General features: G+C 63.9%; 25 protein-coding genes. 15 read left to right on the forward strand and 10 right to left on the reverse strand.

Annotated features, from left to right (window positions below; genetic code table 11):
* Positions 1-26 precede the first annotated feature (26 nt).
* Both R3F72_RS07170 and R3F72_RS07175 read left to right on the forward strand, forming a co-directional pair.
* On the forward strand, positions 27-1,049 hold the full coding sequence (locus R3F72_RS07170) for an ABC transporter substrate-binding protein (RefSeq protein WP_247643241.1): 1,023 nt from the start codon (positions 27-29) through the stop codon (positions 1,047-1,049).
* A gap of 24 nt (positions 1,050-1,073) precedes the next feature.
* Positions 1,074-1,973, forward strand: a complete 900-nt coding sequence (locus R3F72_RS07175; RefSeq protein ID WP_332779293.1) for a hypothetical protein — start codon at positions 1,074-1,076, stop codon at positions 1,971-1,973.
* A 26-nt stretch (positions 1,974-1,999) separates the two neighbouring features.
* On the opposite strand, the gene R3F72_RS07180 is transcribed toward R3F72_RS07175, so the two are convergent.
* The gene (locus R3F72_RS07180) at positions 2,000-2,791 is read right to left on the reverse strand and encodes an alpha/beta fold hydrolase (protein WP_087719421.1); all 792 of its coding nucleotides are present in this window, start codon (positions 2,789-2,791) and stop codon (positions 2,000-2,002) included.
* A gap of 142 nt (positions 2,792-2,933) precedes the next feature.
* The gene (locus tag R3F72_RS07185; RefSeq protein ID WP_087719423.1) at positions 2,934-3,614 is read right to left on the reverse strand and encodes a 7-cyano-7-deazaguanine/7-aminomethyl-7-deazaguanine transporter; all 681 of its coding nucleotides are present in this window, start codon (positions 3,612-3,614) and stop codon (positions 2,934-2,936) included.
* A gap of 270 nt (positions 3,615-3,884) precedes the next feature.
* Here R3F72_RS07185 and R3F72_RS07190 point away from each other — a divergent pair, with 270 nt between their 5' ends.
* Entirely contained in the window at positions 3,885-4,187 is a 303-nt protein-coding gene (locus R3F72_RS07190; RefSeq protein WP_071231228.1) for an ArsR/SmtB family transcription factor, read from the forward strand.
* Between the two features lie 45 nt (positions 4,188-4,232).
* On the opposite strand, the gene sohB is transcribed toward R3F72_RS07190, so the two are convergent.
* Positions 4,233-5,273 (reverse strand): protease SohB, encoded by a 1,041-nt coding sequence (gene sohB / locus R3F72_RS07195; RefSeq protein ID WP_071231229.1) that lies wholly within the window; start codon positions 5,271-5,273, stop codon positions 4,233-4,235.
* 238 nt (positions 5,274-5,511) lie between these two features.
* Here sohB and R3F72_RS07200 point away from each other — a divergent pair, with 238 nt between their 5' ends.
* Entirely contained in the window at positions 5,512-5,832 is a 321-nt protein-coding gene (locus R3F72_RS07200; RefSeq protein WP_179208896.1) for an SCP2 sterol-binding domain-containing protein, read from the forward strand.
* Between the two features lie 10 nt (positions 5,833-5,842).
* On the opposite strand, the gene nudC is transcribed toward R3F72_RS07200, so the two are convergent.
* The 4 genes from nudC to R3F72_RS07220 all read right to left on the reverse strand — a co-directional run bounded on the left by nudC (position 5,843) and on the right by R3F72_RS07220 (position 8,989).
* Positions 5,843-6,613, reverse strand: coding sequence for an NAD(+) diphosphatase (nudC, locus tag R3F72_RS07205; protein ID WP_087719427.1), 771 nt, complete (start codon positions 6,611-6,613; stop codon positions 5,843-5,845).
* On the reverse strand, positions 6,613-7,362 hold the full coding sequence (gene dnaQ / locus R3F72_RS07210; RefSeq protein ID WP_071231232.1) for a DNA polymerase III subunit epsilon: 750 nt from the start codon (positions 7,360-7,362) through the stop codon (positions 6,613-6,615). Before dnaQ ends, nudC begins: the two co-directional genes overlap by 1 nt.
* A 93-nt stretch (positions 7,363-7,455) precedes the next feature.
* Complete coding sequence (gene rnhA, locus R3F72_RS07215) at positions 7,456-7,914, reverse strand: ribonuclease HI (RefSeq protein WP_071231233.1); 459 nt, start codon at positions 7,912-7,914, stop codon at positions 7,456-7,458.
* Between the two features lie 193 nt (positions 7,915-8,107).
* The gene (locus R3F72_RS07220; protein ID WP_303853276.1) at positions 8,108-8,989 is read right to left on the reverse strand and encodes a class I SAM-dependent methyltransferase; all 882 of its coding nucleotides are present in this window, start codon (positions 8,987-8,989) and stop codon (positions 8,108-8,110) included.
* A 175-nt stretch (positions 8,990-9,164) separates the two neighbouring features.
* Here R3F72_RS07220 and gloB point away from each other — a divergent pair, with 175 nt between their 5' ends.
* The 6 genes from gloB (at position 9,165) to R3F72_RS07250 (ending at position 16,915) form a co-directional block, all read left to right on the forward strand.
* Positions 9,165-9,932, forward strand: coding sequence for a hydroxyacylglutathione hydrolase (gloB, locus tag R3F72_RS07225; protein ID WP_087719430.1), 768 nt, complete (start codon positions 9,165-9,167; stop codon positions 9,930-9,932).
* Between the two features lie 76 nt (positions 9,933-10,008).
* Positions 10,009-11,172: a transglycosylase SLT domain-containing protein gene (locus R3F72_RS07230; protein WP_332779294.1), complete on the forward strand. Its 1,164-nt coding sequence runs from the start codon at positions 10,009-10,011 to the stop codon at positions 11,170-11,172.
* 105 nt (positions 11,173-11,277) lie between these two features.
* A complete protein-coding gene (locus tag R3F72_RS07235; RefSeq protein ID WP_332779295.1) occupies positions 11,278-13,137 on the forward strand; it encodes an extracellular solute-binding protein in 1,860 nt (619 codons plus the stop codon).
* A 9-nt stretch (positions 13,138-13,146) separates the two neighbouring features.
* Complete coding sequence (locus R3F72_RS07240; RefSeq protein ID WP_087719436.1) at positions 13,147-14,223, forward strand: microcin C ABC transporter permease YejB; 1,077 nt, start codon at positions 13,147-13,149, stop codon at positions 14,221-14,223.
* Entirely contained in the window at positions 14,223-15,326 is a 1,104-nt protein-coding gene (locus R3F72_RS07245; RefSeq protein WP_332779296.1) for an ABC transporter permease, read from the forward strand. Before R3F72_RS07240 ends, R3F72_RS07245 begins: the two co-directional genes overlap by 1 nt.
* The gene (locus R3F72_RS07250; protein WP_332779297.1) at positions 15,323-16,915 is read left to right on the forward strand and encodes an ABC transporter ATP-binding protein; all 1,593 of its coding nucleotides are present in this window, start codon (positions 15,323-15,325) and stop codon (positions 16,913-16,915) included. Before R3F72_RS07245 ends, R3F72_RS07250 begins: the two co-directional genes overlap by 4 nt.
* Positions 16,916-17,017: 102 nt before the next feature.
* Here the strand turns inward: R3F72_RS07250 and R3F72_RS07255 are convergent, their stop codons facing one another.
* The gene (locus R3F72_RS07255) at positions 17,018-17,719 is read right to left on the reverse strand and encodes a pseudouridine synthase (protein ID WP_332779298.1); all 702 of its coding nucleotides are present in this window, start codon (positions 17,717-17,719) and stop codon (positions 17,018-17,020) included.
* Between the two features lie 2 nt (positions 17,720-17,721).
* Positions 17,722-18,525, reverse strand: a complete 804-nt coding sequence (locus R3F72_RS07260) for an amidohydrolase (RefSeq protein ID WP_303853263.1) — start codon at positions 18,523-18,525, stop codon at positions 17,722-17,724.
* 127 nt (positions 18,526-18,652) lie between these two features.
* Between R3F72_RS07260 and rarD the strand changes: the two genes are divergently transcribed.
* Positions 18,653-19,618, forward strand: coding sequence for an EamA family transporter RarD (gene rarD, locus R3F72_RS07265; RefSeq protein ID WP_442978338.1), 966 nt, complete (start codon positions 18,653-18,655; stop codon positions 19,616-19,618).
* Between the two features lie 74 nt (positions 19,619-19,692).
* Here rarD and fliE read toward each other — a convergent pair whose 3' ends face one another.
* Positions 19,693-20,019, reverse strand: a complete 327-nt coding sequence (gene fliE / locus R3F72_RS07270) for a flagellar hook-basal body complex protein FliE (RefSeq protein WP_332779299.1) — start codon at positions 20,017-20,019, stop codon at positions 19,693-19,695.
* A 305-nt stretch (positions 20,020-20,324) separates the two neighbouring features.
* Between fliE and fliF the strand changes: the two genes are divergently transcribed.
* Genes fliF through fliI form a run of 4 tightly spaced genes read left to right on the forward strand, consistent with a single transcriptional unit; the run spans position 20,325 to position 25,470 of the window.
* Positions 20,325-22,154 carry a flagellar basal-body MS-ring/collar protein FliF gene (gene fliF, locus R3F72_RS07275; RefSeq protein ID WP_332779300.1) on the forward strand — a complete coding sequence of 610 codons (1,830 nt, stop codon included), beginning with the start codon at positions 20,325-20,327 and terminating at the stop codon, positions 22,152-22,154.
* A complete protein-coding gene (gene fliG, locus R3F72_RS07280; protein WP_332779301.1) occupies positions 22,151-23,149 on the forward strand; it encodes a flagellar motor switch protein FliG in 999 nt (332 codons plus the stop codon). Before fliF ends, fliG begins: the two co-directional genes overlap by 4 nt.
* Positions 23,136-24,059: a flagellar assembly protein FliH gene (locus R3F72_RS07285; protein WP_332779302.1), complete on the forward strand. Its 924-nt coding sequence runs from the start codon at positions 23,136-23,138 to the stop codon at positions 24,057-24,059. The genes fliG and R3F72_RS07285 overlap by 14 nt, the downstream gene beginning before the upstream one ends.
* Positions 24,049-25,470 carry a flagellar protein export ATPase FliI gene (gene fliI / locus R3F72_RS07290; RefSeq protein WP_332779303.1) on the forward strand — a complete coding sequence of 474 codons (1,422 nt, stop codon included), beginning with the start codon at positions 24,049-24,051 and terminating at the stop codon, positions 25,468-25,470. The genes R3F72_RS07285 and fliI overlap by 11 nt, the downstream gene beginning before the upstream one ends.
* Positions 25,471-25,570: the final 100 nt, after the last annotated feature.

Consider the following 25,570-nt stretch of genomic DNA (forward strand, 5'->3'; position numbering starts at 1 on the left):
ACATCAAAATGACAGGGGAACAAGCAATGGCAACCCAACGTGCAACCCAACGATCGACACTGTGGCGGCGCGGACTGGCGATGAGCCTGGCGCTGCTGGGCCTGATCCTGGCGACGCCGATCTTGGCGCAGGAAGACGAAGATGCCTTGGCGCCGCCACAGATGATTCCGCTGAGCGTGATGCTCGACTGGTACGTCAATCCGGTTCACGCGCCGATCGTCATCGCCAAGCAGCGCGGGCTGTTCGAGAAACGCGGACTGGATGTCGACATTCAGGCCCCGGCCGATCCCAGCGTCCCGCCCAAGCTGGTCGCCGCCGGGCGGATCGATCTTGCGGTCAGCTATCAGCCGCAGCTGCATTTGCAGGTAGATCAGGGGCTTCCGGTCGTTCGCGTCGGCACACTGATCGCGACGCCGTTGAACGCGTTGCTGGTACGCGCGGATAGCGGTATCGAAGACCTTTCCCAGCTCGCCGGGAAGAAGGTCGGATACTCAGTCGGCGGCGTCGAAGAGGTTCTGCTGTCGGCCATGCTCGAGAACAGCGGCCTGAGCCTGGACGACGTCGACATGGTCAACGTCAATTTTTCGCTGACGCCGGCGCTGATCAGCGAAAAGGTCGACGCCGTCACCGGTGCCTTCCGTAACTTCGAGCCGGCGCAGATGAAACAGGAAGGGGTCGAAGGCAAGGCGTTCTATATCGAGGAACAGGGCGTGCCCACCTACGACGAACTGATCTTCGTCGCCAATCGCGAGACGCTGGACCAGCACCGCGAAGCCGACCGACGCTTCATGGACGCCATCGGCGAGGCGACATCCTGGATCATCAATCATCCGGACGACGCATGGCAGAGTTTCATCGCCTACGATCCGGCGCTGGATACGCCGCTCAACGCGGCCGCCTGGAAAGCCACACTGCCCCGCTTCGCCTTGCGTCCGGCGGCACTCGACAGTAAACGCTACCGCGATTTCGAGGCGTTTTTGCTCGAACGAGGCCAGGTCAAGGCCCAGAGCCCGGTCTCCCGCCTCGCAGTGGATCTCAACGCACCCTAGCGAAAGATCGTCTAGATTGGTGATATGAGTTCAATATCATCGCGTTATGACGCACTGCATTACGACCCGCGGCAGGATCCGACCCAGGCGCTGCCGAGCACGACCGTCGACGACCTCGGGGCATTGCCTGCGCGGCCCGGGGTCTACGTCTTCTTCGGTCAGAATGAACTGCCGCTGTACGTCGGCAAGAGCATCAACATGCGCAGCCGTGTTCGCAGTCACGTGCAGCAGCCGGTTTCCCGTCGCCATGACCAGATGATGGCGCAGACCCGGCGCATCGCGTGGATGCGAACCAGCGGCGACCTGGGCGCTCAGTTGCTGGAGGCCGACCTGATCAAGCGATGGGTGCCGCTCTACAACCGGCAGCTACGCAAGCGTGTACGCATGGTGAGCTGGAACTGGCCCGACGGCGATGATCGCCCGACGCTCACCGACGGCCAATGGGTGGTAACGGCACGGACACGGTTCTACGGCCTGTTTCGGAATCGCCGCGATGCCCAGATGACGCTCCGGGACATCGCCAACGACGAATCGCTGTGTCTGCGTGTCCTGGGGCTGGAAACCGGACAGGGACGCTGCTTCGGCTATCAGATCGGCCGCTGCCTCGGCGCCTGCTGCGGGATGGAAAGCCTGGAAGCGCATACCCAGCGAGCGCGGAATGCCATGGAGAAACTGCGCATCGAGAACTGGCCCTGGCCCGGCCGCGTCGCCTTCAGGGAAAGCGATCATCAGGGCGAGGTCGGCCTGCACATCGTCGATCACTGGCACTATCAAGGCAGTGTCGAACGACTCGATGATCTGGACACCTTGCCTGACACTCTCGGTTTCGATATCGATACCTATCGTATCCTCAATCGTTTCATCTCGTCCGATGACGCAGGTATCGAGCCGATCCCAATCGATGGCGGAGTCGACCCGTTATAGAACCGAGCCGACATGACGACGGGTCGCTAGGAAGCGGCGGTGAAGCGATTCACGGCATCGCGGAACGCCTCCGGCTGTTCGGCGTGAAGCCAGTGGCCGGCGCCTTCCAGGGTCTGCCATTCGACGTTGGGCATGATTGCTGCGACCGCGTCGCGATGACGATCCAGAACGTAGTGCGAGTCACCGCCACGAATCAGCAAGGCCGGACCTTCGAAGGGCTGATCGCCATCGGGCGGTGCGATGATGTCCTCGTACCCCGCGCCGATCTCGTCGAGCCCGACCCGCCAGCGCATGACGCCATCGTCGCCGCGCACCAGATTGGTCGCCAGAAACTGACGCGTGGGCGCGCTCTCGATCTCTTCTTCCATTATCGCCGCGGCTTCGCGACGGGATGTCGGCTGCCCCGTCTCGACCCGACGCATCGCCGCGAAGATCTCGTCGTGGCCGTGCTCGTACGCCACCGGCGCGATGTCGGCGACGATCAGATGCGCCACCCGCGCGGAATGAAGCCGTGCCAGCGTCATCGCGACCTTGCCGCCCATCGAATGCCCCAGCAGGTCGAAGCGTTCGACATCGAGCTCGTCCAGCAACGCGACGACATCGGACGCCATCGCCGCGTATCGCATCCCCTCGACGTGAGGCGAGCGGCCATGATTGCGCAGGTCGACGGCGATCACGCGTCGATCGACCTGCCACTGCTTGATGTGGGAGCGCCAGTTGTCGGCGCTACCGAACAGCCCGTGCAGCACGACCAGCGGAATCGCGGTATCGACGCTCTCCGCGACGCCGGTATCGATACAGTGAAGTTGCAACGTCATCCCTCCTGAAATCCAATCCGGCGGCTCGAGAGGCCGCCAGGTCGGTCAAGGATAACAAAACCCGGGACTCGACTCCGCCCCTACGCGGGCAGACGCCGTCAGCGCTCGATGACCTGCGCTGCGCGACGACAATCGGCGACGGCTATCCTCGCTGGCGCGACAAGCCAGGAAGATTGAGCCGATCCCCCTGCGTCAGCAGGCGACGTCCCAGGTAGGCCAGCAGAACGCCGTACAGCGGCAGGAAGAAGATCAGGCTGATTGACAGCTTCACCGCGTAGTCGAACCAGGCGATCTCCACCCAGTGCTCACGCATGAACGGATCGGGGCCCTGCCAGAAGGCGATGGCGAAGAACGCGAAGGTATCCGCCAGGTTGCCGAGAATCGTGGAGAGCGTCGGCGCGACCCACCAGGCGCGGAGCCGGCGCAGCCGGTCGAACACGTGAATGTCGAGCAGCTGGCCCAGCACGTAAGCCATGAAACTGGCCAGCGCGATTCGACCGACGAACAGGTTCCACTGGGCCAGCGCCTCCACTCCCTGAAACCGGCCCTGCTGAAACAGCACCGACACGGCATAGGAGATCAATAGCGCGGGCACCATGACCCTGGCGATGATCCTTCTTGCCGGCGCCTTGCCGAACAATCGGACCGTCAGGTCGGTGGCCAGGAAAATGAACGGAAAGCTGAACGCCCCCCAGGTGGTATGGAGCCCCCATAGGGTGAACGGCAGCTGGACCAGATAGTTGCTGGCAGTAATCACCAGCACGTGGAAGCTGACCAGCCACAGCAGGGCGAGTCGGCGTTGTCGATTGTCGAGTGTCAACATGAGAGACCTTTTTCGTTTGCCGTAGCTCTCATTTTCAAAGAGCTATTACCGGAGTTGGCCGAGGGGTTAGGGAACCCTCTGAATGGCGATGGTGGCCGGATGGCTTGAAGCGGGCGCCGATTATAGGGACTCCCGACTGCGATCACCAGCCGCCCGGGAGATACGCGCCAAAAAGCATTGTAACGTTCAGTTACATCACGCTAATATCAGCAATGACTGAACAGCGGGTTCAGTGTAGGCGATCCGCCAACGCGCACGCGGAATTTCACGATGACGACAATGATTACCCCACTCGGCGACCACCAGATCGGTCCTGCCACTGCGACTCTCAAAGCGATCGCCAATGAGAGCCGATTGCGTATTCTTTGCCTGCTGATGCAGGGTGAGCATTCCGTTAGTCAGATCAATAGAGAAATGACGCTGAGCCAATCGGCGCTATCACAGCATCTTGCCGTTCTGCGCCAGGAAGGCCTGGTAACGACCCGCCGCAGCTCGCAGGTGATCTACTACTCGCTCCACGGCGACGTCGCCGAGCGCCTGATCCAGACGCTCGGCAAACTGGATATCGCCTGAGCCGCTTTCGCCCGGCTTGCCTATTGCCGGGCGGTGCCGAGCGGGTCAGCGGCGCTGCCAGCGCAGATCCTCGACCCGCTGGAGAATATGGTCCACGCTTCTTTCCAGACCGCTCTCCATGCCTTTACCCAGTTTGCTTATCAGGCCAGAACGTGATGCCAGCGCCACATTGAGCACGCGTGCCTGCTGGCGCTGCTTTTCCAGCAGATAGGCGTCACTGGTTCCCACTGCATCGATCAGGCCGGCGTCGAGCGCCTCGCTGCCATACCAGATCTCCCCTGTCGCGACGGCCTCGATATCCAGGTTGGGCCGCCGCTGGGCCACGTAATGCTTGAAGAGGTCGTGGGTGGACTCGAGATCCTCGAGAAACTTGGCACGCCCCTCTTCGCTGTTTTCGCCCAGCACCGTCAACGTGCGCTTGTAGCGCCCGGCGGTCAGCAGCTCGACATCCACATCGTGCTTCTTGAGCAGCCGATGGACATTGGGTATCTGCGCCACGACGCCGATCGAGCCGATGACCGCGAACGGGGCGGCAATCACGTGGTTGGCACAACACGCCATCATGTAGCCGCCGCTGGCCGCGACCTTGTCCACGCATACGGTCAGGCGGGCACCGGCATCACGAAGGCGATCCAGCTGCGCCGCGGCGAGGCCGTAGCTGTGCACCAGGCCACCGCCGGACTGCAGACGCAACACGATCTCGTCTCCGCTCCTGATCTCTTCCAGCAGCAGCGATACCAGCTCGGCCAACGCCGGCGTTCCGGAAGCTTTCAGGTCACCCTCGAAATCGAGCACCCAGACACGCTCGGCCTCGCGTTTCGCCTCCTGCTTGTGGGCCAGTTTGGAAGACTTCCGCAACTGCTTGGCCAACTGGCGTCGGCCTGCCTTGGGCACCGCCGCCAGATGCAGCTGACGACGCCGACGCTGAAAACGCTCGTCCAGTTCGACGACTTTCAGCGTCGATCCGGCGCTGCCCTGCCCCTTGCGACGCCCGAGGGCGATCAGCATCAGAATCACACCGAGGGCGATCACCAGTGTCGCCGTCTTGGCGAGAAAGAGACCGTAGTCGGCCAACCATTCGATCACGTCATACTCCTTGTTCTAGCCAGTCATGATCCTGGCCGTTCATCGTTCTAACCATTCACGGCCCCGGCCGTTCACTATCCGTTCAAATTGCCGTCGCTGCTGGATCGAGATTCGCAGGGCTCGGAACATTCCCGTTCTCGACAGAGGCATCGAAGAAAATCGCCTTCCCCGCTTCCACCGCTTGCATGGCAATAGCGGCGATGATTTGCTTAGCGCTTCTGTTACAGGAGACATCATCATGGATGACGACCAGTTGATCGCCAAACTTCGTGCCCGGTTCGATACCGAGGCTGCCGAGACGGTTTCGGCCGTCTATCAGTTCGATCTCGACGATGTCGACGACTACCACATGACGATCGATCATGGCTCGCTCGACATCCAGCCGGGGCGCCACCCCGAGCCCAGCGTCACCATCTCGAGCGATACCACCACGCTCATGAAACTGGTGAGAAAGGAACTCAATGCCATGCAGGCGCTGCTGACCGGCAAGGTGAAGGTCAAGGGAGACATCGGCCTTGCCAGCCGGCTCCCCAAGCTGTTCGGAAAATCCGCCGTCTGAACCGATACGTTCAGCGTATGGCGACCGCCCCGCGATGTGTCTCGATCAACTGCCGTGAAATCGAATAGGTTGGCGGCAGTTGAGGTAGTTTTTCCGGGGTGAACCAGGCCGCGTCGACGATTTCCTCGCCGTCGATCCGTATTCGACGACTGGCCGCCTCGGCGAAGAACCCCATCATCAACGAATGCGGGAACGGCCAGGACTGGCTCTTGAAGAAACTCACCCGTCCCACCTCGACGCCGACCTCTTCCATCACTTCCCGCCGCACGGCCGCTTCCACCGACTCTCCAGGTTCGATGAAACCCGCCAGCGTCGAGTAGCGCTGCGGTGGGAATCGCGGGCTGCGCGCCAGTAGCATGTCCCTGCCGTGCGTCACCAGCGTGATGATGCAAGGCGAAATACGGGGATAACCGCGCAGGCCGCAGTTGTCGCACTGCATGGCAAACTCGTGGGACAGCCGCCGCGTGGCGTGACCGCAACGGCCGCAGAAGCGATGATCCCGCTCCCACCGTGTCACCTGCAGCGCGGTCGCCAGCAGCTCACTTTCCGAGGCCGACGCCTGTGCCAGCCAGTCGCGAAACGGCGGCCAGTCTTCGCCGTCTGTCTCGACCACCACGGCCACCGGCTCGCCGTGCCAGTATCCCAGCCGCAGCGCCTGTTCAGGCCATCGTTCGCAATAGACGAGCATGCTGCCGGATTCAGCCCGCGCAACCCCGCTCTCGCCCATGCGCAGCAACCAGCCGCCGACGACATCCATCGGCGGTATCTCGCGGTGTAGCATCAGTGTTGGGTCTCCGGCATTTCCAGGGCATCCCATTGGCACTGCCCGGCCGATTGGCGGATCTGCTCGAGCCGCTGCTGGTGAGCCTGCCACTCGGCTTCGCTCGGCTTGAGCACCGCCAGCGGCACGCCGTTTCGTTCGACCCGACGCATGCCGCTGGCAGCGCCGGGCGCGCGGTCATCACCGTCGTCGTTACCGGCGAGCGACAATGCGGTCTGCCCCCCGGTCATGGCCAGGTAGACCTCAGCCAGGATCTCGGAGTCCAACAGCGCCCCGTGCAGTACGCGCTGGCCGTTGTCGATATCGTAACGCTTGCACAGTGCATCGAGACTGTTGCGCTGCCCCGGATGCATCTTCCGAGCCATCTTCAGCGTATCCAGCACGCTGCAATGCTCGGCCACGGGGCCGAGCACCGGCTCGCCACGCACCGCCTTCAGCAGTTTGAACTCGTGATCGAAGAAGCCGACATCGAACGGCGCATTGTGAATGACCAGCTGCGCGCCGCGCATGAATTCCCACAGCTCGTCGGCGATCTGGGCAAACACGGGCTCGTTGGCGACTCGTTCGTTGGTGATGCCGTGGATCTCGACGGCTTCCGCCTCGATATCCCGCTCCGGATTGACGTACTGATGATAGGTGCGCCCGGTAAAACGGCGATTGATCAGTTCGATGCCGCCGATCTCAATGATGCGATGGCCTTCTCGCGGGTCGATACCGGTCGTTTCCGTATCCATGACGATTTGGCGCATACGTTTTCCTCGCTTGTGCCTGGCGGCAGTCATTCGTGTTTTGACGACAGGATCACGACTTATGGTGTTCGGACCGCTGCATGAAAGACCAGATTATCGTGCCGAAGACCGACGCTTTGCGATGACTTCGTCGATCGCCTCGTTGACCAGCCGATCGGCGGCCTCGTTTCCCTCATGGCCGCTGTGACCCTTGACCCAGTGCCACTCGATGGCGTGGCGATGCGTTTCGGCAAGCAGTTCCCGCCAGAGTTCCGCATTCTTGACCGGCTGCTTGGCCGCGGTCTTCCAGCCGCGTTTCTGCCAGCCGTGTATCCATTCGGTGATGCCCTTGCGAACGTACTGGGAATCCGTCCACAGCGCGACGCGGCAGGGCCGGTCCAGCGCACGCAGGGCCTGGATCGCCGCCATCAGCTCCATGCGATTGTTGGTGGTTTCGGCCTCGCCGCCCTTCATCGGCTTCTCGTGTCGACCGGAGACCAGCAACGCCCCCCAGCCGCCGGGGCCGGGATTGCCGCGGCAACCTCCGTCGGTATAGATGGTCACGGCGGGCATCGTCGGCGATTCGGAATTCGGAGCTGGCAAGACGGACTCTCTTCTGGTGATAACGCTTCTGGTGATGACACTTCTGGTGATGACGCTTCTGGTCTTCTGGTGATGACGGCTGTCTATGATGTCAGGCGGTCGTGGAGCTCAGGCAGTCGTCTGCGGAGATCTAGCGGGTGCTTCATCCTGGCGCTCGGCATGGTCACGTTTCGACGAGAGACTCACGTTTCGACGAGCGACACGGCTCGCCTGCCGTTCCCGGCGTCAGCGGCGCCGCAGCGTCGGCCGCTATGCGGCCCGCGGCCTGCATCGACGTTCGATTCGATGTCTGACAACCGTGATGACCGGTCGGCCGGGTCTCCCTGGCCAGCCCCAGCCAGGCGCCGGACTTGCCGCCACCGAGCACCGGGGCGCGCAATTTGATCGGCTGGACGGGAATACTGCGCCGGCTTGCTACCACCAGATAGGCCGAGGACAGCGGCAGGTTGTAGCGGCGCCCGAGCGTCTCCAGACGGTCGCTGCCCAGCGCGCGGCCGGGCAACCTAAAACCGCAATAGTCTACCCGCTCGATCTCGAAGTCGACAAACGTCAGCCAGTCCCGCAGGCGCGCTGGCGTTCGCCACTGGTGCTGCCACGGCGCGGGGTGATAGCGCCGGCGCAGGCCGGTCGGCCCGAAGGGATGCCAGCCGAATATCACCAGACGACCGTCGTCACGCGTCACGCGAGCCGCTTCCTGCAGAACGTGGTGAGGTTGGTCCACAGCCTCCAGCAGGTGATGCAACACCACCAGGTCGACGCTATCGTCGGCGAGCGGCAGGCTGCCGGGCAGGCAGACCAGGCAGTTCTCGGTGCGAACGAGTTCGGTGGAAGGCGCCCAGTCGAGCGAATGGCGAATCGGGCACATGTCGCTCATCAACGGTGCCATGCCCAGTTGCAGGCTCACCATGCCGCGATGCTGCTCGCAATGCGGCCCCAGGCAAGCGCGCTCGGCACGCCACAGCGCCTGTCCGGGCGGCGATGCCCAGAACCGGCGCCCCTGGCGGACGGCTGCCTGCAGGCTTTGATCCGGCGGCGAGATTGACACGGACGGCTTTACTCCCCAAGGTTATCGCTTTTTGGACGGCAGCCCGCCGCTGAACCTGACGGCGTGAAGGCAGGCAATCCCTTGCGGGAACCCGCGCGTGCTGCACGAGGTCAGACCAACGGCTCGACCCTCGATACCCGAATCCACAGACGAACCTGCCGGAGAAGAATGCCACATGTTGACCGTGAAGCCGATTCCCGCGTTCCAGGACAACTACATCTGGCTGCTGCGCCAGGACTCGCAGGAGCGCGTCGCTGTCGTCGACCCCGGTGACGCCCAGCCCGTCATTGCCTGGCTGGAACAGGAAAACCTGACGCTCGACACCATCCTGATCACCCACCACCATCAGGACCACACGGGCGGGCTGAAGGAACTGATCGAGCGCTACGCTCCCACGGTCTACGGCCCCGCCAGCGACGCTATCTCCGGCATCGACCATCGCGTCGGTGAAGGTGACGAATGTCGCGTTCTGGGGCGCCGCTTCGAAGTCTACGCCGTCCCCGGCCACACACTGGATCATATCGCCTTCTATGCCCCCGGCACACCAGGGCTTTTGTTTGCCGGTGATACGCTCTTCTCAGGCGGTTGCGGGCGCTTGTTCGAAGGCTCCCCCGAGCAGATGCGCAACTCGCTGGCAAAACTCGACGCACTGCCGGAAGACACCCTGGTGTTTGCCGCCCACGAATATACCCTCGCCAATCTGGCTTTCGCCGCGGCCGCCGAGCCCGACAACGCCGTTCGCGACGCCTACCGGCGCGAGTGCCAGACCGCCCGCGATCTGGATCGGCCCACGCTGCCGACCACGCTGGGCCGCGAACGCCAGATCAACCCTTTCCTGCGCGTCGACGAGCCAGGCCTGCGCGAGACATTGCGTGAGCAAGGACCCGTCGATGACAGCATGGCCGCCTTTGCCACGCTGCGCGCATGGAAGGATCGTTTCTAGCATCGCAGAGCGAGACGACGTGATTCGCTGTCGACCTGTCCACTGCGGTGACCGTGTTACCAAGGATCTTGAACGAATGAATTTCCCACCGAGGCGCCGCCATGTCTTCGTCGGCCTTGCCGGTAGTCTGCTGCTGTCCGCGCTTCCCGTGGCCGCCATGGCCAAGACGGCGCCGGAGGCCGCAAGCGGCGCTTCACAACGTACCTTCTGGTCTTCGCTGGTGCTCCAGGAGCGTCGAGCGCCCGATGTCTGGAACCGCCTGCGCAAAGGGTTCCGGATGTCCCACGAGACGGCCAACCCCCGCGTGGCCGAGTGGCTGGCGTGGTATCGCGAGCACCCACAGCACGTCGAGCAGGTGGCGGAACAGGCCAAGCCCTGGCTTCGCTGGGTCACCCGGCGACTGGAGGCCCATCAGTTACCCAGCGAGATCGCGCTACTGCCCTTCATCGAAAGCGGCTACGACCCGACGGCCACCAATCCGGGCGGGGCAGCGGGCCTCTGGCAGTTCATGCCTGGCACCGGTGATGCCATGGGCCTGTCGCGCACGGCCTGGTACGACGGCCGCCACGACGTGGTCGCCGCCACCGACGCCGCCATGAACTACATCCGGCAACAGGCCGACCGCTGGTATGACGGTGACATGCTGCTGGCGCTGGCCGCCTACAACGCGGGCGCCGGCACCGTGAATGCCGCCCGAAACGCCGCGGCCAATCGCGGCGACCCGATCGACTACTGGCACCTGCGCCTGCCCGCGGAGACCATGGCGTACATCCCGCGCCTGCTGGCGCTATCCGAGGTGATCGCCGAGCCGGAACAGTACGGCGTGGCGCTGCCCTCGATTCCCGACAAGACCCAGTTTGCCCAGGTCGATACCGGCGGCCCGCTGACGCTGTCGATGGCAGCGGACCTCGCCGGCGTCGACCCGCAGACGCTGCGCGACCTGAATCCCGGCTTCAAGCGGGCCTCGACGCGCCCGCGGGACGACGCCAGCCTGCTGGTACCCGCGGCAGCGAAGCAGCGCTTTCTCGCCAATCTGGCAACGCTACCCGCCGCGGAGCGTACGGCGCTCAACCACTATGTGGTTCGTCGCGGCGATACCCTCTCCGCCATCGCCGCACGCTTCGGCGCCAGCGTCGGCGAGATCCGCCGCGAAAACGGCCTCAAGGGAAGTACCATCCGTATCGGACAGACGCTTTCCGTGCCCGCCACGACGCTGGCGCAAAACGGCGATCGTCGATAGCGTTTCTCATCGATCGCGCTTTGACAGGGCAGCGTTTAGCGGTACAACGATTCACAACGTCTGGCGTCCACACGGGCGCTCGCACAGAGATGAAGGATATCGAAAATGGCTGGATTCCGATGGCTCCTGGCTGCTGCCGCGCTGGCGCTGACCATACCGCTGTCGGCGCCGGTCAGCGCCCAGCCGACAGAAACGCCGGGGCAGAGCGCTGACGTACCCACCGTGCATGCCATCGCGCTCTATGACGATCCGGCACTGCCCGCCGACTTCGATCACCTGCCCTACGCCAACCCCGCTGCCCCCAAGGGCGGGACGCTGCGCCGGGCGGCCAACGGCAGCTTCGATTCCACCAATCCCTTCATCATCCAGGGCACGCCTGCCGACGGCCTCAACCAGATCTACGACACGCTGATGGAATCCAGCGCCGACGAGCCTTTCACCATGTACGGGCTGCTGGCCGGCGGCATCCGGCTCGATCCCGACCGTCACTGGATGGAGATCGATCTCCGGCCCGAGGCGCGCTTCCACGATGGCTCGCCAGTCACCGCCGAGGACGTGGTGTTCAGCTTCCGGCTGCTCCGCGACAAGGGCTCGCCCTTCTATCGCGCCTACTACGCCAGTGTCGAATCGGCTTCGGCACTCAGCGAGCGCACCGTGCGGTTCACCTTTTCCAACAACCAGTCGCGGGAGCTGCCGCTGATCCTGGGGCAACTGCCGGTACTGCCCAAGCACTACTGGCAGGACAGGGACTTCACCAGACCCACGCTCGACAAGCTCCTGGGCTCAGGCCCTTACGAGATCGATGAAGTCGACCCTGGCCGGCGTATCGTCTATCGGCGCGTCGACGACTACTGGGGACGGGATCTGCCGCTCAATCGCGGGCGCTACAATATCGACCGGCTGGTCTACGACTACTTCCGCGATCAGTCGGTGGCGCTGGAGGCTTTTCTTGCCGGCGCGCTGGACATGCGCATCGAAAGCAGCGCCAAGAACTGGGCGACCGCCTACGATACGCCGGCCGTCGAGGACGGCGCGATCCAGCGGGTGATCGTGCCGGACGGCCAGCCGGCGGGAATGCAGGGTTACGTGTTCAATACGCGCCGCGACAAGCTATCGGATCCTCGTGTGCGCCGAGCGCTGGGGCTGGCGTTCGATTTCGACTGGCTCAACCACCATCTTTTCTACGGGGCCTACCAGCGCACCGAGAGCTTTTTCCAGAATTCGGAGATGGCCGCAACCGGGCTGCCCAGCGACGGCGAGCTTGAATTGCTGGCACCCTATCGCGACCAGCTGCCCGCCGCCGTATTCGACCAGCCCCTGCCGATGCCCCACCCGGAGGCGCTGCGTCCGCGTCTGCGTCAGGCGCTCGAACTGCTGCGCGAGGCCGGCTACGACGTCCGCGACGGCAAGCTGGTGAACCTCGAGACGGGCCGGCCTTTCACGCTGGAGTTTTTGCTCTACGACAGCCAGTGGGAGCGCATCACCCAGCCGTTCATACGCAATCTGGAGCGGCTCGGCATCGAGAGCAAGATCCGCGTGGTCGACGTCAACCAGTATCTCGACCGCCTGCGCCATTTCCAGTTCGACATGATCGTCGGCAGTTTTCCGCAATCGGCCAATCCCGGTAACGAGCAGCGCGACTTCTGGACCAGCGACTATGCCGACGTGCCCCAGAGCCGCAACCTGGCGGGCGTGCGGGATCCGGTGGTAGACGTCCTGGTCGATGAACTGATCCAGGCGGACGATCGAGAGACGCTGGATGCCGCCTCCCGGGCACTCGACCGGGTTCTGCGGTGGGGCTTCTATGTGGTGCCGCAATGGAATTTCGACGGCACTCGCGTCGCCGTCTGGGACAAGTTCGACTACCCTCGGCCGTTCCCGCGCTATACGCCCGATTTCACGGTGTGGTGGGTCGATCCCGACCGCGCCCAGGCCATCACCGCGCGCCAGCGCGGCCAGGAGTGATTGCCCGCCATGGCCAGCTATATCGTTCGTCGCCTGCTGCTGATGATCCCCACCCTGCTGGGGATCCTGCTGCTCAACTTCATCATCGTGCAGGCCGCTCCCGGCGGACCGATCGACCAGATGATGGCCCGCTTCGAAGGCTTGAACAGCAATGCCAGCACCGGTCTCGAAAGCGGCGGCGCTGACGGTAACAACAGCGGAGGCAACGCGCAGCGGCTCCGTGGCGTCAACGACGAGCTGCGCCAGCAGCTGACAGAAGAGTACGGCTTCGACAAGCCGGCCTGGGAGCGCTTCGGCCTGATGCTCAAGGACTACGCCACGTTCGACCTGGGCGAGAGCCTGTTCCGGGGCCAGCCGGTGCTCGACCTGGTGCTGGACCGGCTACCGGTATCGATCTCGCTCGGGCTATGGACCACGCTGCTGGTCTATCTGATCTCGATTCCGCTGGGCATTCGCAAGGCCTTGCGTCACGGCAGCGCCTTCGATGTCTGGTCGTCGGGCGCGGTGGTGGTCGGCTACGCGATCCCCGGCTTCCTGTTCGCGATCCTGCTGATCGTTGTGTTCGCCGGCGGCAGCTACTGGAACTGGTTCCCGCTGCGCGGGCTGACGTCCTCCAACTTCAGCGAGCTGTCGCTGCTCGGCAAGATCCAGGATTACTTCTGGCACATCACGCTGCCGGTCCTCGCCTCGGCCATCGGCAGCTTCGCCACCCTCACCATGCTGACCAAGAACAGCTTCCTCGACGAGATTCACAAGCAGTACGTGCTGACGGCGCGCGCCAAGGGCGCCTCGGATCGGCGCGTGCTCTACGGCCACGTGTTCCGTAACGCCATGCTGATCATCATCGCCGGCCTGCCCTCGGCGCTGATCGGCATCCTGTTCACCGGCTCGCTGCTGATCGAGGTGATCTTCTCGCTCAACGGCCTTGGCCTGCTGGGGTTCGAGGCCGTGATGCAGCGCGACTATCCGCTGATCTTCGGCACGCTCTATCTCTATACCCTGATCGGGCTGGTACTCAAGCTGATCTCGGATCTGACCTACGTCTGGGTCGACCCACGCATCGATTTCGGCACCCGGGAGTCGTGATGACATCGAGCCATCGCCGGCGCTTGTCGCCAATCACTCAGCGTCGCCTTCAGGTCTTTCGCGGCAACCGCCGCGCCGTCTGGTCGCTCTGGATCTTCGGGTTGCTGTTCATCGTCAGCCTGGGCGCCGAGCTGGTCGCCAACGACAAGCCGATCGTGATGCAGTACGACGGCCATTGGTACGTGCCGCTGCTGGTGGATTACCCCGAAACCGAGTTCGGCGGCTTCCTGCCGACGACGGCCGACTATCGCGACCCTGTCGTCTACGAGCAGATCGCCGACAATGGCTGGATGCTGTGGCCGCCGGTGCCGTTTTCCTACCAGACGCTGGACCGCGACGTGCAGGGGCCGGTGCCTTCGCCGCCCGGCAGCCGCCACTGGCTGGGGACCGACGATCAGGGCCGCGACGTGTTCGCTCGCGTTCTCTATGGGTTTCGGCTGTCGGTCGCCTTCGCCTTGGCGCTCACCATCGGCTCGATCTTCCTGGGTGTGGTGATCGGCGGCATTCAAGGCTACTCCGGCGGCAAGATCGATCTGATCGGCCAGCGCCTGATCGAAATCTGGTCCGGGTTGCCGGTCCTGTTCCTGCTGATCATCCTGGCCAGCCTGGTCGAACCCAACATCTGGTGGCTGCTGGGCATCATGCTGCTGTTCTCGTGGCTGGGCCTGGTGGATATCGTTCGCGCCGAGTTCCTGCGCGCCAGGAATCTGGAGTACGTGAGGGCCGCGCGCGCCATGGGGCTGCCCTCGCATCTGATCATGCGCCGACACGTGCTCCCCAACGCAATGGTCGCCACGCTGACCTTCATCCCGTTTCTGTTCACCGGCGCCATCACGACGCTGACGGCACTGGATTTCCTCGGCTTCGGGCTGCCGCCGGGCTCGCCCTCGCTGGGCGAACTGGTCGCCCAGGGCAAGAACAACCTGCAGGCGCCCTGGCTCGGCGTGACCGCTTTCGTCACCCTGAGCGTGATGCTGTCGCTGCTGGTATTCATCGGCGAGGGGCTGCGCGACGCGTTCGATCCCCGCCATATCCTCACTGCGAGCCGGGTCGACCGACCTGCCGCCATACCCGATAGCCCGCGTCAGGAAAGCCTGCCATGAACGACAAGCGACTGTTCGAACTGCGCCGACTGACCATCCGCTTCGGCGCCCAGGCGGCGGTGACCGCGCTGGATTTGCATGTCGATCGCGGGGAAACCGTCGCCGTGGTCGGGGAATCGGGATCGGGCAAGTCGGTCAGCGCGCTGGGCGCGCTGGGGCTGCTGCCGACGGGCACCGACATCGAGGGAGAGCGCTATTTCGACGGCCGCGATATCGGCCATCTCTCGCCTCGCCAATGGAACGCGCTGCGCGGCGGGCAGATCGGCTTCATCTTCCAGGAGCCGATGACCTCGCTGAATCCGCTGCATAGCGTCGGCAAGCAACTGGGAGAAACGCTGCGCCTGCATCAAGGGCTTCGAGGCGAAGCCGCCAAACGCCGTATCAAGGAGCTACTGACACAGGTCAGGCTGCCCCGGGTCGAGGAGCTGATTTCGGCCTGGCCCCACCAGCTTTCCGGCGGGCAGCGCCAGCGGGTGATGATCGCCATGGCGATCGCCAACGACCCGAAACTGCTGATCGCCGACGAGCCCACCACGGCACTGGACGTGACGGTACAACAGGAGATTCTGGCGCTGCTGGACGACCTGCGGGATCGTCACGACATGGGCCTGCTGCTGATCAGCCATGATCTCAATCTGGTGCGTCGCCATGCCGACCGGGTCGTCGTCATGCGTCGTGGCGAGCGCGTGGAGACCGGCCCCACGCCCGTCGTCTTCGACACGCCGCAGGCCGCCTACACGCGACAGCTGATCGATGCCATTCCCAGCGGCCGGCCGGCGCCTCCGGAACAGGACGGCGAAACACCGCTGCTGGCCGCCGATCGCGTCAGCGTGGCGTTTCCCCGATCCAAGCCCTTCCTGCGGCCGCGCCCTCCGGCTTTCGTCGCCGTCGAGCCGCTGTCGCTGCAACTCCGCAAGGGGGAAACACTCGGCATCGTCGGTGAATCCGGCTCCGGCAAGACGACGCTGGCCTCGGCCCTGATCCGGCTACTGCCCGCCAGCGGCGAGATCCGCTTCGCCGGACAGCGGCTCGATACCTTGAGCGGCGACGCCCTCAGGCGCCAGCGACGCGGGTTCCAGATCGTGTTCCAGGACCCCTACGGCTCGCTGTCACCGCGCATGCCGGTGGCCGGTATCATCAGCGAGGGACTGCGTTTCCATCATCCCGAGCTCGATGAATCGACCGTGGCCGAGCGCATTGCCGAAGCGCTTCGCGACGTCGACCTGCCGCCGGACTGCGGCGACCGCTATCCCCACGAGTTCTCGGGCGGTCAGCGCCAGCGTATCGCCATCGCCCGCGCCCTGATCCTCAAGCCGAGTCTGCTGGTCCTCGACGAACCGACCTCGGCCCTCGATCGCACGGTGCAGAAGCAACTGATCGAGCTGCTGCGCAGCGTCCAGGCCAGACACGGCCTCGCCTACCTGTTCATCAGCCACGACCTCGCCGTGGTCAGAGCGATGGCACACAGAATACTGGTGTTGAAGGATGGCAAAGTCGTCGAACAGGGAGAGTGCGAAGCGCTGCTCGAGAACCCACAATCGGCTTACACACGGGCACTGATCGACGCTTCCTCCCTCTCTCTGCCTTGATGACGAATTCAAGGTGATCTGAAGATGTCTTGCCAAAACAAGATAACGGTATAAACCTTGAAATCCGCGCCCCACGGCTCCCGCTTCCCGCTGGAAGGCAATTCAGAACGCGGCTATCTCTTCCGGGCGCAGATAGCGACATTCGCCGGGTTCGAGATCCGGATCGAGCTCCAGCGGCCCGATCGCTTCACGGTGCAGCGTCTCGACCGTATGCCCCACCGCCGTCAGCATGCGCCGGACCAGGTGGTAGCGCCCCTCGGTGACACCGATCAGCACTTCGGTATCACTCACGGCTTCGAAGGTGGCCGGCCGGGTCGGCTTATCGTCACCGTTCAACTCGACGCCTTCGTCGAACTGTCGTGCGATTCGCTCGGCTTCGCCCTCCACCAGGGGTTCACCCAGCGTCGCACGGTAGCGCTTCACGCAGGCGCGGTTCGGCGAGGTCACGCGGTGCGTCCACTTGCCATCGTCGCTGATCAGCAGCAGTCCCGAAGTATCGAGATCCAGCCGCCCTACCGGATGCACCCGCTCGATCTGCGGGATATCGATCAGACTCAGCACGGAGGGATGATGCGTCGGGCGAAGGGAGCACTCGACACCTACCGGCTTGTGCATCATCAGGTATCTCCAGCCAACCCGTTCCAGTATGTCGCCCTGCCACCGCACCACCTGGTCGTCGGAAACCTGATACGAGGCGTCTCGCGTCACTTCGCCGTCGACGCTCACCTCGAACTGGCGCAGCGCACGCTTGGCCTGGCTGCGCGTGAGTTCCGTGGCCTCGCTAAGAAATCGATCCAACCGCATTGTCAGTCACCCCAGTGAAAAGTGTCGGCATCTTGCCACGCCGGGAACTTGTCGCGAAATGTCTTTAACGCATCGCTGGAAATCGTGACCGTTTCGACGAACGCCTCGCCCGGCGGATGATCGGCCAGCGGCTCGCCCTTGAAGTCCACCACCATGGAGTCGCCGGCGTAAGGCAGCCCGTTGCCATCCTCTCCCACCCGGTTGACGCCGATCACGTAGCTCAGATTCTCGATGGCACGCGCCTGCAGCAGCGTTCGCCACGGGTGTCTGCGCGGCGCCGGCCAGTTGGCGACGCACAGCAGCGCGTCGTATTCGAAAGGTTGCCCGGCGCCGGGTTGCTGGCGCAGCCACACCGGAAAACGCAGGTCGTAACATACCGACAGCAGGATACGGACGCCCTTGATCTCGACCACCTGGCGCCGGGTGCCCGCCGCGTAATGCCTGGGCTCATCGCCCATGCGAAACAGATGCCGCTTGTCGTAATGGGTCATCACCCCTTCCGGCGTCATCCAGACCAGCCGGTTGTAGCGGCGTCCACCGTCGGCGATCGCCAGGCTCCCGGTTATGGTGCAGCCTCGCTCCTGCGCCTGGCTGCGCATCCAGTCCAGCGTCGGGCTGGCGTCGAAGGGCTCCGCCATGGCTTCGGCATTCATGGTGAACCCGGTGGCGAACATTTCCGGCAGCACGATCAGATCGGTCCGGCTGCCATCCAGCATCCCCATGCGGCTATCCAGCAGGCGTCGATTGGCTGCCGGATCTTCCCAGTGCAGTTCGCTCTGCACCAGACTGACGCGTAATTCACTCATGGCTTTCCTCTCTGGAATCGCCGCCCTCGTCTGACGCGGGTCATTTCAGTACATTTCCCGTCGACGTCGGGCAGCCTGCGTGACGTGGTCATGATAGATTACGGGCCCGAGATATGGAGCGTCGATCGTGTCGAGCCCTGCAGTGGATGATTCCCAACCTCAAACCACCGAGACGGCAACCCCGGAGCGGCAGGCTTCCGCGAGCGATGCCCGCCTTGGCGTCGTGTTCGGCGTTGGCGCGTACGCCATGTGGGGCTGCTTCCCCCTGTTCTTTTCGCTGTTCGACGGCGTGCCCGCGTTCGAGGTGCTCATCCAGCGCATCCTCTGGTCCTGCGCGTTCCTGATCGTCGTGGTCACGCTGATGAGACGCTGGGCCGCGTTGCGCCGCAGCTTTCGAAGCCCGCGCGATCTGATTCGCGGGCTGGGCTGGAGCCTCGGCTGCGCGCTGCTCATCGCGCTGAACTGGGGGCTCTATATCTACGCGGTGGAAACCCACCATGTGCTGCAGGCGAGCCTGGGCTACTTCATGACGCCGCTGGTCAATGTGGCGCTAGGGATGCTCGTGCTGCGCGAGCGGCTCGGGCGCTGGCAGATGCTGGCGATCGGTCTCGCGCTCGGCGCCGTTCTGCTGCAACTGGTGATGCTCGGCAAGCTGCCCTGGATCAGCCTGGTGCTGGCCATGACATTCGGCACCTACGGGTTGCTGCGCAAGCGCGTCTCCCTGGATGCGCTGTCGGGGTTGCTGGTGGAAACGAGCCTGTTGCTGCCGTTGAGCCTCGCCGCGCTGGCGTGGCTGACCTGGCACGGCCAGTCTCACTTCGGCGAGACGTCGAAGACCACCGCATTGATGATCGTCAGTGGCGTGGTCACCACCCTGCCGCTACTCGCCTTTGCCGGCGCCGCCCGGCGGCTGACGCTCTCTACCGTCGGCTTTCTGATGTATCTCAACCCGACGCTGCAGTTCCTGCTGGCGCTATGGGTATTCGACGAAACCATCTCCTGGCCTCAACTGTTCACCTTCGTCCTGATCTGGATCGGGCTCGGATTCTACTCGGTGGAGACATGGCGCCAGCATCGCAAGCTTGGTGCCTGAGGCACGCGAAAAGCCCGGCGGTCCGAACGACGGCCGAGCTTGGGCGAGGCGCAAAATAAGGCCGGAAAGATGCCTTAAATCTGCAGCCCCATGATTTCCTTGTACGCGGTCACGAGACGATTACGCACCTGGACACCCATGTCGAAGGCCACGCTCGCCTTCTGGGAATCGATCATCACGTCGTTCAATGCCACGTCGGGATCGCCGGCCTGGAAGGACATGGCCTGCTGGTTGGCAGTTTGCTGCATCTGGTTGATTCGTCCGAGCGAGGCCTGCAACTCCCCGGCGAAGCTGCCGTGAGTCTCGGCAGCAGGGCTCTGCGACGCCGCGCTCTGCCCGCCTGCCTGAGCCGAGAGAGCCTGCATTTGCTGAAGCGCCGCTTGAATGGCTGGAGCACTCATGAAGATTTTCCTGTATGACGGCGCCCTGTGGGAAAGCGACACGACCGCCGGTGGATTCGACGCTGGCAGCCTATCAACAGCAAGCCAATCACTATCGCGGTAAATGCGCGTGAAAACATCGGCTTTTCCCACCTTCGCCATTAACGTACCGACACATAATGGCTGCCATCAAACTAACGCCCCGGCCAGGGCCGCATCGGACTGACTCTCCGAGCGTGTCGAGGCACGGATGAGCAGACGCGTTGCAGGGAGCAGACTACTGCTATGTTGTCGAGTCGCACCACGTGCCATGAGCGGAGTCCGACATGAGCACGGCCACGTCGTCCAACGACGCTCAGAGTTCAGCCAATGCATCCGCCCGGAATTCGAATCGCCAAGCCGCTTCGGAGTCGACCTCCGGCGGCCGCGACTGGTTGAACAGATTGCAGCGGAACCCCCGTATCCCGCTGATCGTAGCCGGCGCCGCCGCCGTGGCTATCGTCATTGCGTTGCTGTTGTGGGCTCGCAGCCCGGAATATCGGGTTCTCTATTCGACACTGACCGACGCCGACGGCGGTCGAATCATCACCCAGCTCGATACCATGGGCATCCCCTACGAGTTCAGCGAGGGCGGCCAGGCCCTGCTCGTTCCGGCCGATCAGGTCCGCCAGACTCGTCTCCGGCTGGCCGAACAGGGGCTGCCCGAAGCCAGCGGCGTCGGCTTCGAGCTGATGGATGACCAGGCATTCGGCATCAGCCAGTTCGCCGAACAGGTCAACTACCAGCGCGCTCTGGAGGGCGAACTGGCCCGCACCATCGGCACGCTGGGCAGCGTCGAGCGGGCCCGCGTTCACCTCGCCATGGCCAAGCCGTCCGTCTTCGTCCGCGAGAGCGAACCCGCCTCCGCCTCCGTCGTCCTCGACCTGCAGCCGGGTCGGGTACTGGGCGAAGGCCAAGTCAATGCCATCGTCCACATGGTCTCCAGCAGCGTGCCGCAACTGGCCGTCGACGACGTTACCGTCATCGATCAGAACGGCGATCTGCTGAGCCGCTCCAACCGCAACACCAACCAGCTGGATGGCAGCCAGCTCGATTACGTCAATAATCTCGAGGACCAGTACGCCCAGCGCATCGAGGCGATCCTGGCGCCGATCGTCGGCGCCAAGAACGTACGCGCGCAGGTGACCGCGCAAGTCGACTTCTCTCAGCGGGAACAGACCGCGGAGCGCTACGGCCCCAACCAGGCGCCGAACGAGGCCGCCGTACGCAGCCAACAGACCAGCTCGTCTTACGAGAGCTACGGCGATCTCGCCATGGGCGTACCGGGCGCGCTGAGCAATCAGCCGCCGGGCGTTGCCGCCTCCCCGATCAATGCGCCGGATACCCAAGCCCAGACCGATGGGGCCGACAACGCCGGTAACGCTAATAATGCCGACAACCAGAACGCGGATACGCAGGGCGCCGCCACCGAGACCGCTGACACCACCGAGACCGGCCGGGTACGTCACGACAGTACCGTCAACTATGAAGTCGACCGCACCGTCGAGCACATCAAGCAGCACAGTGGCGACATCGAGCGCCTGTCGGCAGCCATTGTCGTCAACTATCGCGAAGGAGTCGACGAGGACGGCAATCCGACCCAGGTCGCACTGAGCGACACGGAGATGGAGCAGATCCGCGGCTTGGTACGCCAGGCGATGGGCTTCTCGGCGGCTCGCGGTGATGCGCTCGAGGTCGTCAACAGCCCGTTCCAGATCGATGCACAGGATTTCGACACCCTGCCCTGGTGGCAGACGCCGGAAGTCTGGAGTCTCGGCAAGAGCGTACTGAAGTATCTCGTCGTCGCCCTGGTCGCCCTGTTCCTGTGGTTCAAGGTGGTGAAACCGCTCCTGCGTCGCCAGACCGCAGAGCCCGCTCCCGCGCCGGTGGCGGCACCGACACCCGCCACCGGCGCGGCGGCAGCCGCCGGTGCCGCGAGCTACCAGGCAGTCAGTGACAGCGGCGTCAGCGATGAGCCTGTAGAAGGCTCGAGACGCGAACGCAGCCGTCGCGGCGCCTCGAGCTACGAGCAGGATCTCAAGGAAGTTCGTGAAATCGCCCAGGAAGATCCCCGCCTGGTCGCCATGGTCGTCAGAAGCTGGATGGACAAATCATGACGGTGGAAATGACTGGCGCTCGACGCGGCGCCATCCTGTTGCTCTCCCTGGACGAAGACAGCGCAGCGGAAGTCTTCAAGTACCTCTCCAGCCGAGAGGTGCAGGAGATCAGCCAGGAAATGGCCAAGCTCGGCCAGGTCTCTCATCAGGAGATGGCGGCGGTATTACGCGATTTCTACGAGGAAGCCGAGCAGTTTACGGCCATCAATCTGCACTCCAGCGATCACATCCGCGCGGTTCTGACCAAGGCACTGGGCAGCGAACGCGCCAGCAGCCTGATCGAGGACATTCTCGAGACCAGCAATACGGCGTCGGGCATCGACTCGTTGAATCTGATGGAAGCGTCGATGGTCGCCGAAATGATCCGCGACGAGCACCCGCAGATCATCGCCACGATTCTGGTCCATCTGGAGCGCTCTCAGGCCGCCGATATTCTCGAACTGTTCGGCGACAAGCTGCGCGAAGACGTCATGCTGCGCATCGCCACCTTCAGCGGCGTACAGCCGGCAGCGCTGCAAGAGCTTACCGAGGTACTCTCTTCAATGCTGGATGGTACCAACCTGAAGCGCAGCAAGATGGGCGGCGTAAGAACAGCGGCAGAGATTCTCAACCTGATGAACTCCTCCCAAGAAGAACAGGTTATCGAAGTGGTTCGCGCGCACAGCGAGGACCTGGCGCAACGCATCATCGACGAGATGTTCCTGTTCGAGAACCTGCTGGATATCGACGACCGCGGCATCCAGATGATTCTGCGCGAAGTCGAGACCAACTCTCTGGTGATTGCACTGCGCGGTGCCGAAGAGGCGCTGGTCGACAAATTCACTCGCAACATGTCCCAGCGCGCGGCACAGCTGATGCTCGAGGACATGGAGAACCGAGGGCCGGTTCGCCTATCGCAGGTCGAAAACGAACAGAAGGCGATTCTGGCCGTCGTACGGCGTCTGGCGGATTCCGGCGAAATCGCCTTGACGGGTGGCGACGATGGCTACGTCTGATCGCGGCAATCGGACCGAGTCTGACCGTGTCGAATGGCACCGCTGGCAGATGGAAGAGCTCGCGCGCGCGCCGTCCCCGGCTCCCGGTCAATCCGCCGCAGACGCCGAAGCGCAGCGTCGTCGCCGGCAACGGGAAGACGCCGAGGAAAAGGCGCGCCGAGCGATCGCCGAAAAGGCCCGGCAACAGGGTTTCGAGAGCGGCTACAGCGAAGGGCACGAGCAAGGCTATCAGGCAGGTTACCAGGAAGGTCTCGAAGCGGCCAATGCTGCCGCCGAACTGGAATTCAACAAGCGCCTGGACATGACGCTACGCCCCCTTGCCGAGCTGGCCAGCAATTTTCGTCAGGCATTGGCGACGCTGGATACCGAAGTCGCCGATCAACTGGTCGAACTGGCGCTGATCACAGGCCGCCAACTGGCGGGCGAGTCGCTGGCCGCAAACCCCGAACACATTCTGAGCGTCGTGCGCGAGCTGCTCGATGCCGACACCACCCTGAACGGCAAGCCCCGTCTGTGGCTGCATCCGGATGATCTCGAGCTGGTAACGACCACCATGGGCGATGCACTCGAGGCCAGCGGCTGGGAGTGTCACGCCGACCCCACGCTCGAGCGCGGCGGCTGCCATGTCACCAGTGCCGCCGGCGGACTCGACGCCAGCCTGAGCACCCAGTGGAAGGCGATTCTCGACCAGCGGCGTCAACGCAAGACGACGTCGAGCGGCCAACCGGCAGAGCCTGAATCTCAGGACGGCGGGCTCGAGTCCGGCCATGACCGCTCCAGCCATGGTGGCTCGGAGCAAGAAGGTGCCGATCACAGCGGTAAGGATCACAAAGGTCCGGGTCACGAGAGTTCTGATGGCGAAAGTTCCGGTGGCGAGAGTTCCGGTGGCGAGAGCTCCGATGACGAGTGACGCCACAGAGTCCTCGATCTCATCGGGGACCTCCCAGCACCACCAGCATTGGCGTCAAGTGCTGGGCAAGATCAGCCATCGCGTCGAATCGCTCTCCCATTACCGCCACGAAGGCCGGGTGACTCGCGCCACGGGGCTAGTGCTGGAAGCCATCGGAATCCGCCTTCCGCTTGGCAGTGCCTGCCTGATCGAACTCTCCCCCGGCAACGGCCACGATGACGAACGCTATGCCGAGGCGGAGGTGGTCGGGTTTGCCGGGGACAAGCTGTTCCTGATGCCATTGGCAGACACCAGCGGCCTGTTGCCGGGCGCCCGGGTACTCGCGCTCAGCGGCAACCGCCTGGACATCGCCAGCGCCAGGCGCTTCCCGCTGGGCGACGGGCTGCTGGGCCGCGTCGTCGACGGTAACGGCCGGCCACTCGACGACCACGGCCCGCTCGAGCAGGCACCCCACGCCCCGCTGGACACGCCGCCGATCAACCCGTTGGCCCGTGCGCCCATCGATACCGCCATCGACGTGGGCATCCGTGCCATCAACGGGCTGCTCACCGTGGGCCGCGGCCAGCGCATGGGCCTGTTCGCCGGCTCCGGAGTCGGCAAGAGTGTGCTGCTGGGCATGATGGCGCGCTTCACCAATGCCGATGTCATCGTCGTCGGCCTGATCGGTGAACGGGGGCGCGAAGTTCAGGACTTCATCGAAAACATTCTGGGCGACGAGGGCCTGGCCCGAGCCGTGGTGGTTGCCGCCCCGGCCGATACCTCGCCGCTGCAACGCATGCAAGGCGCGGCCTACGCGACGCGGCTGGCGGAAGACTTTCGTGATCAGGGGCGCAACGTGCTGTTGATCATGGATTCGCTGACCCGCTATGCCATGGCGGCTCGCGAGATCGCGCTGGCCATCGGCGAGCCGCCGGCAACCAAGGGTTACCCCCCCTCCGTCTTCGCCAAGCTCCCGGCGCTGGTGGAGCGGGCCGGCAACGGCAAGCGCGGCGGTGGCTCGATTACCGCCTTCTATACCGTGCTGACGGAAGGTGACGACCAGCAGGACCCCATCGCTGACTCCGCCCGCGCGATCCTCGATGGCCACATCGTGCTTTCAAGACAGCTGGCGGAGAGCGGCCACTACCCGGCCATCGATATCGAGGCCTCGATCAGTCGTGCGATGCCGGCGGTGGTCGACACCAGGCGCCTGCGCCAGGCGCAAGGCTTCAAGCAGATGATCTCGCGCTACCAGCGCAACCGCGACCTGATCAACGTTGGCGCTTACATCAGCGGCCAGGACCCCCAGCTGGATCGCGCAGTCGCGCTCTATCCACGACTCGAGGCCTTCCTGCAACAGCGTATGAACGAGATCGCCGAACTGGCTCCTACCCAGGCCGATCTCGATAGACTCATACCGATCGACGACTGACCTTCCGCCGCCCCCTCGAGTGGCAAATCGGCGCGCGCTGTTCCGGAATAGTGGCATTTTTCATCGCTTATCAATCCTTTGACGGGACGGCCCGAGCGTC

The sequence above is a fragment of the Salinicola sp. 4072 genome (assembly GCF_036663415.1).
GTDB classification, from domain to species: domain Bacteria; phylum Pseudomonadota; class Gammaproteobacteria; order Pseudomonadales; family Halomonadaceae; genus Salinicola; species Salinicola salarius_A.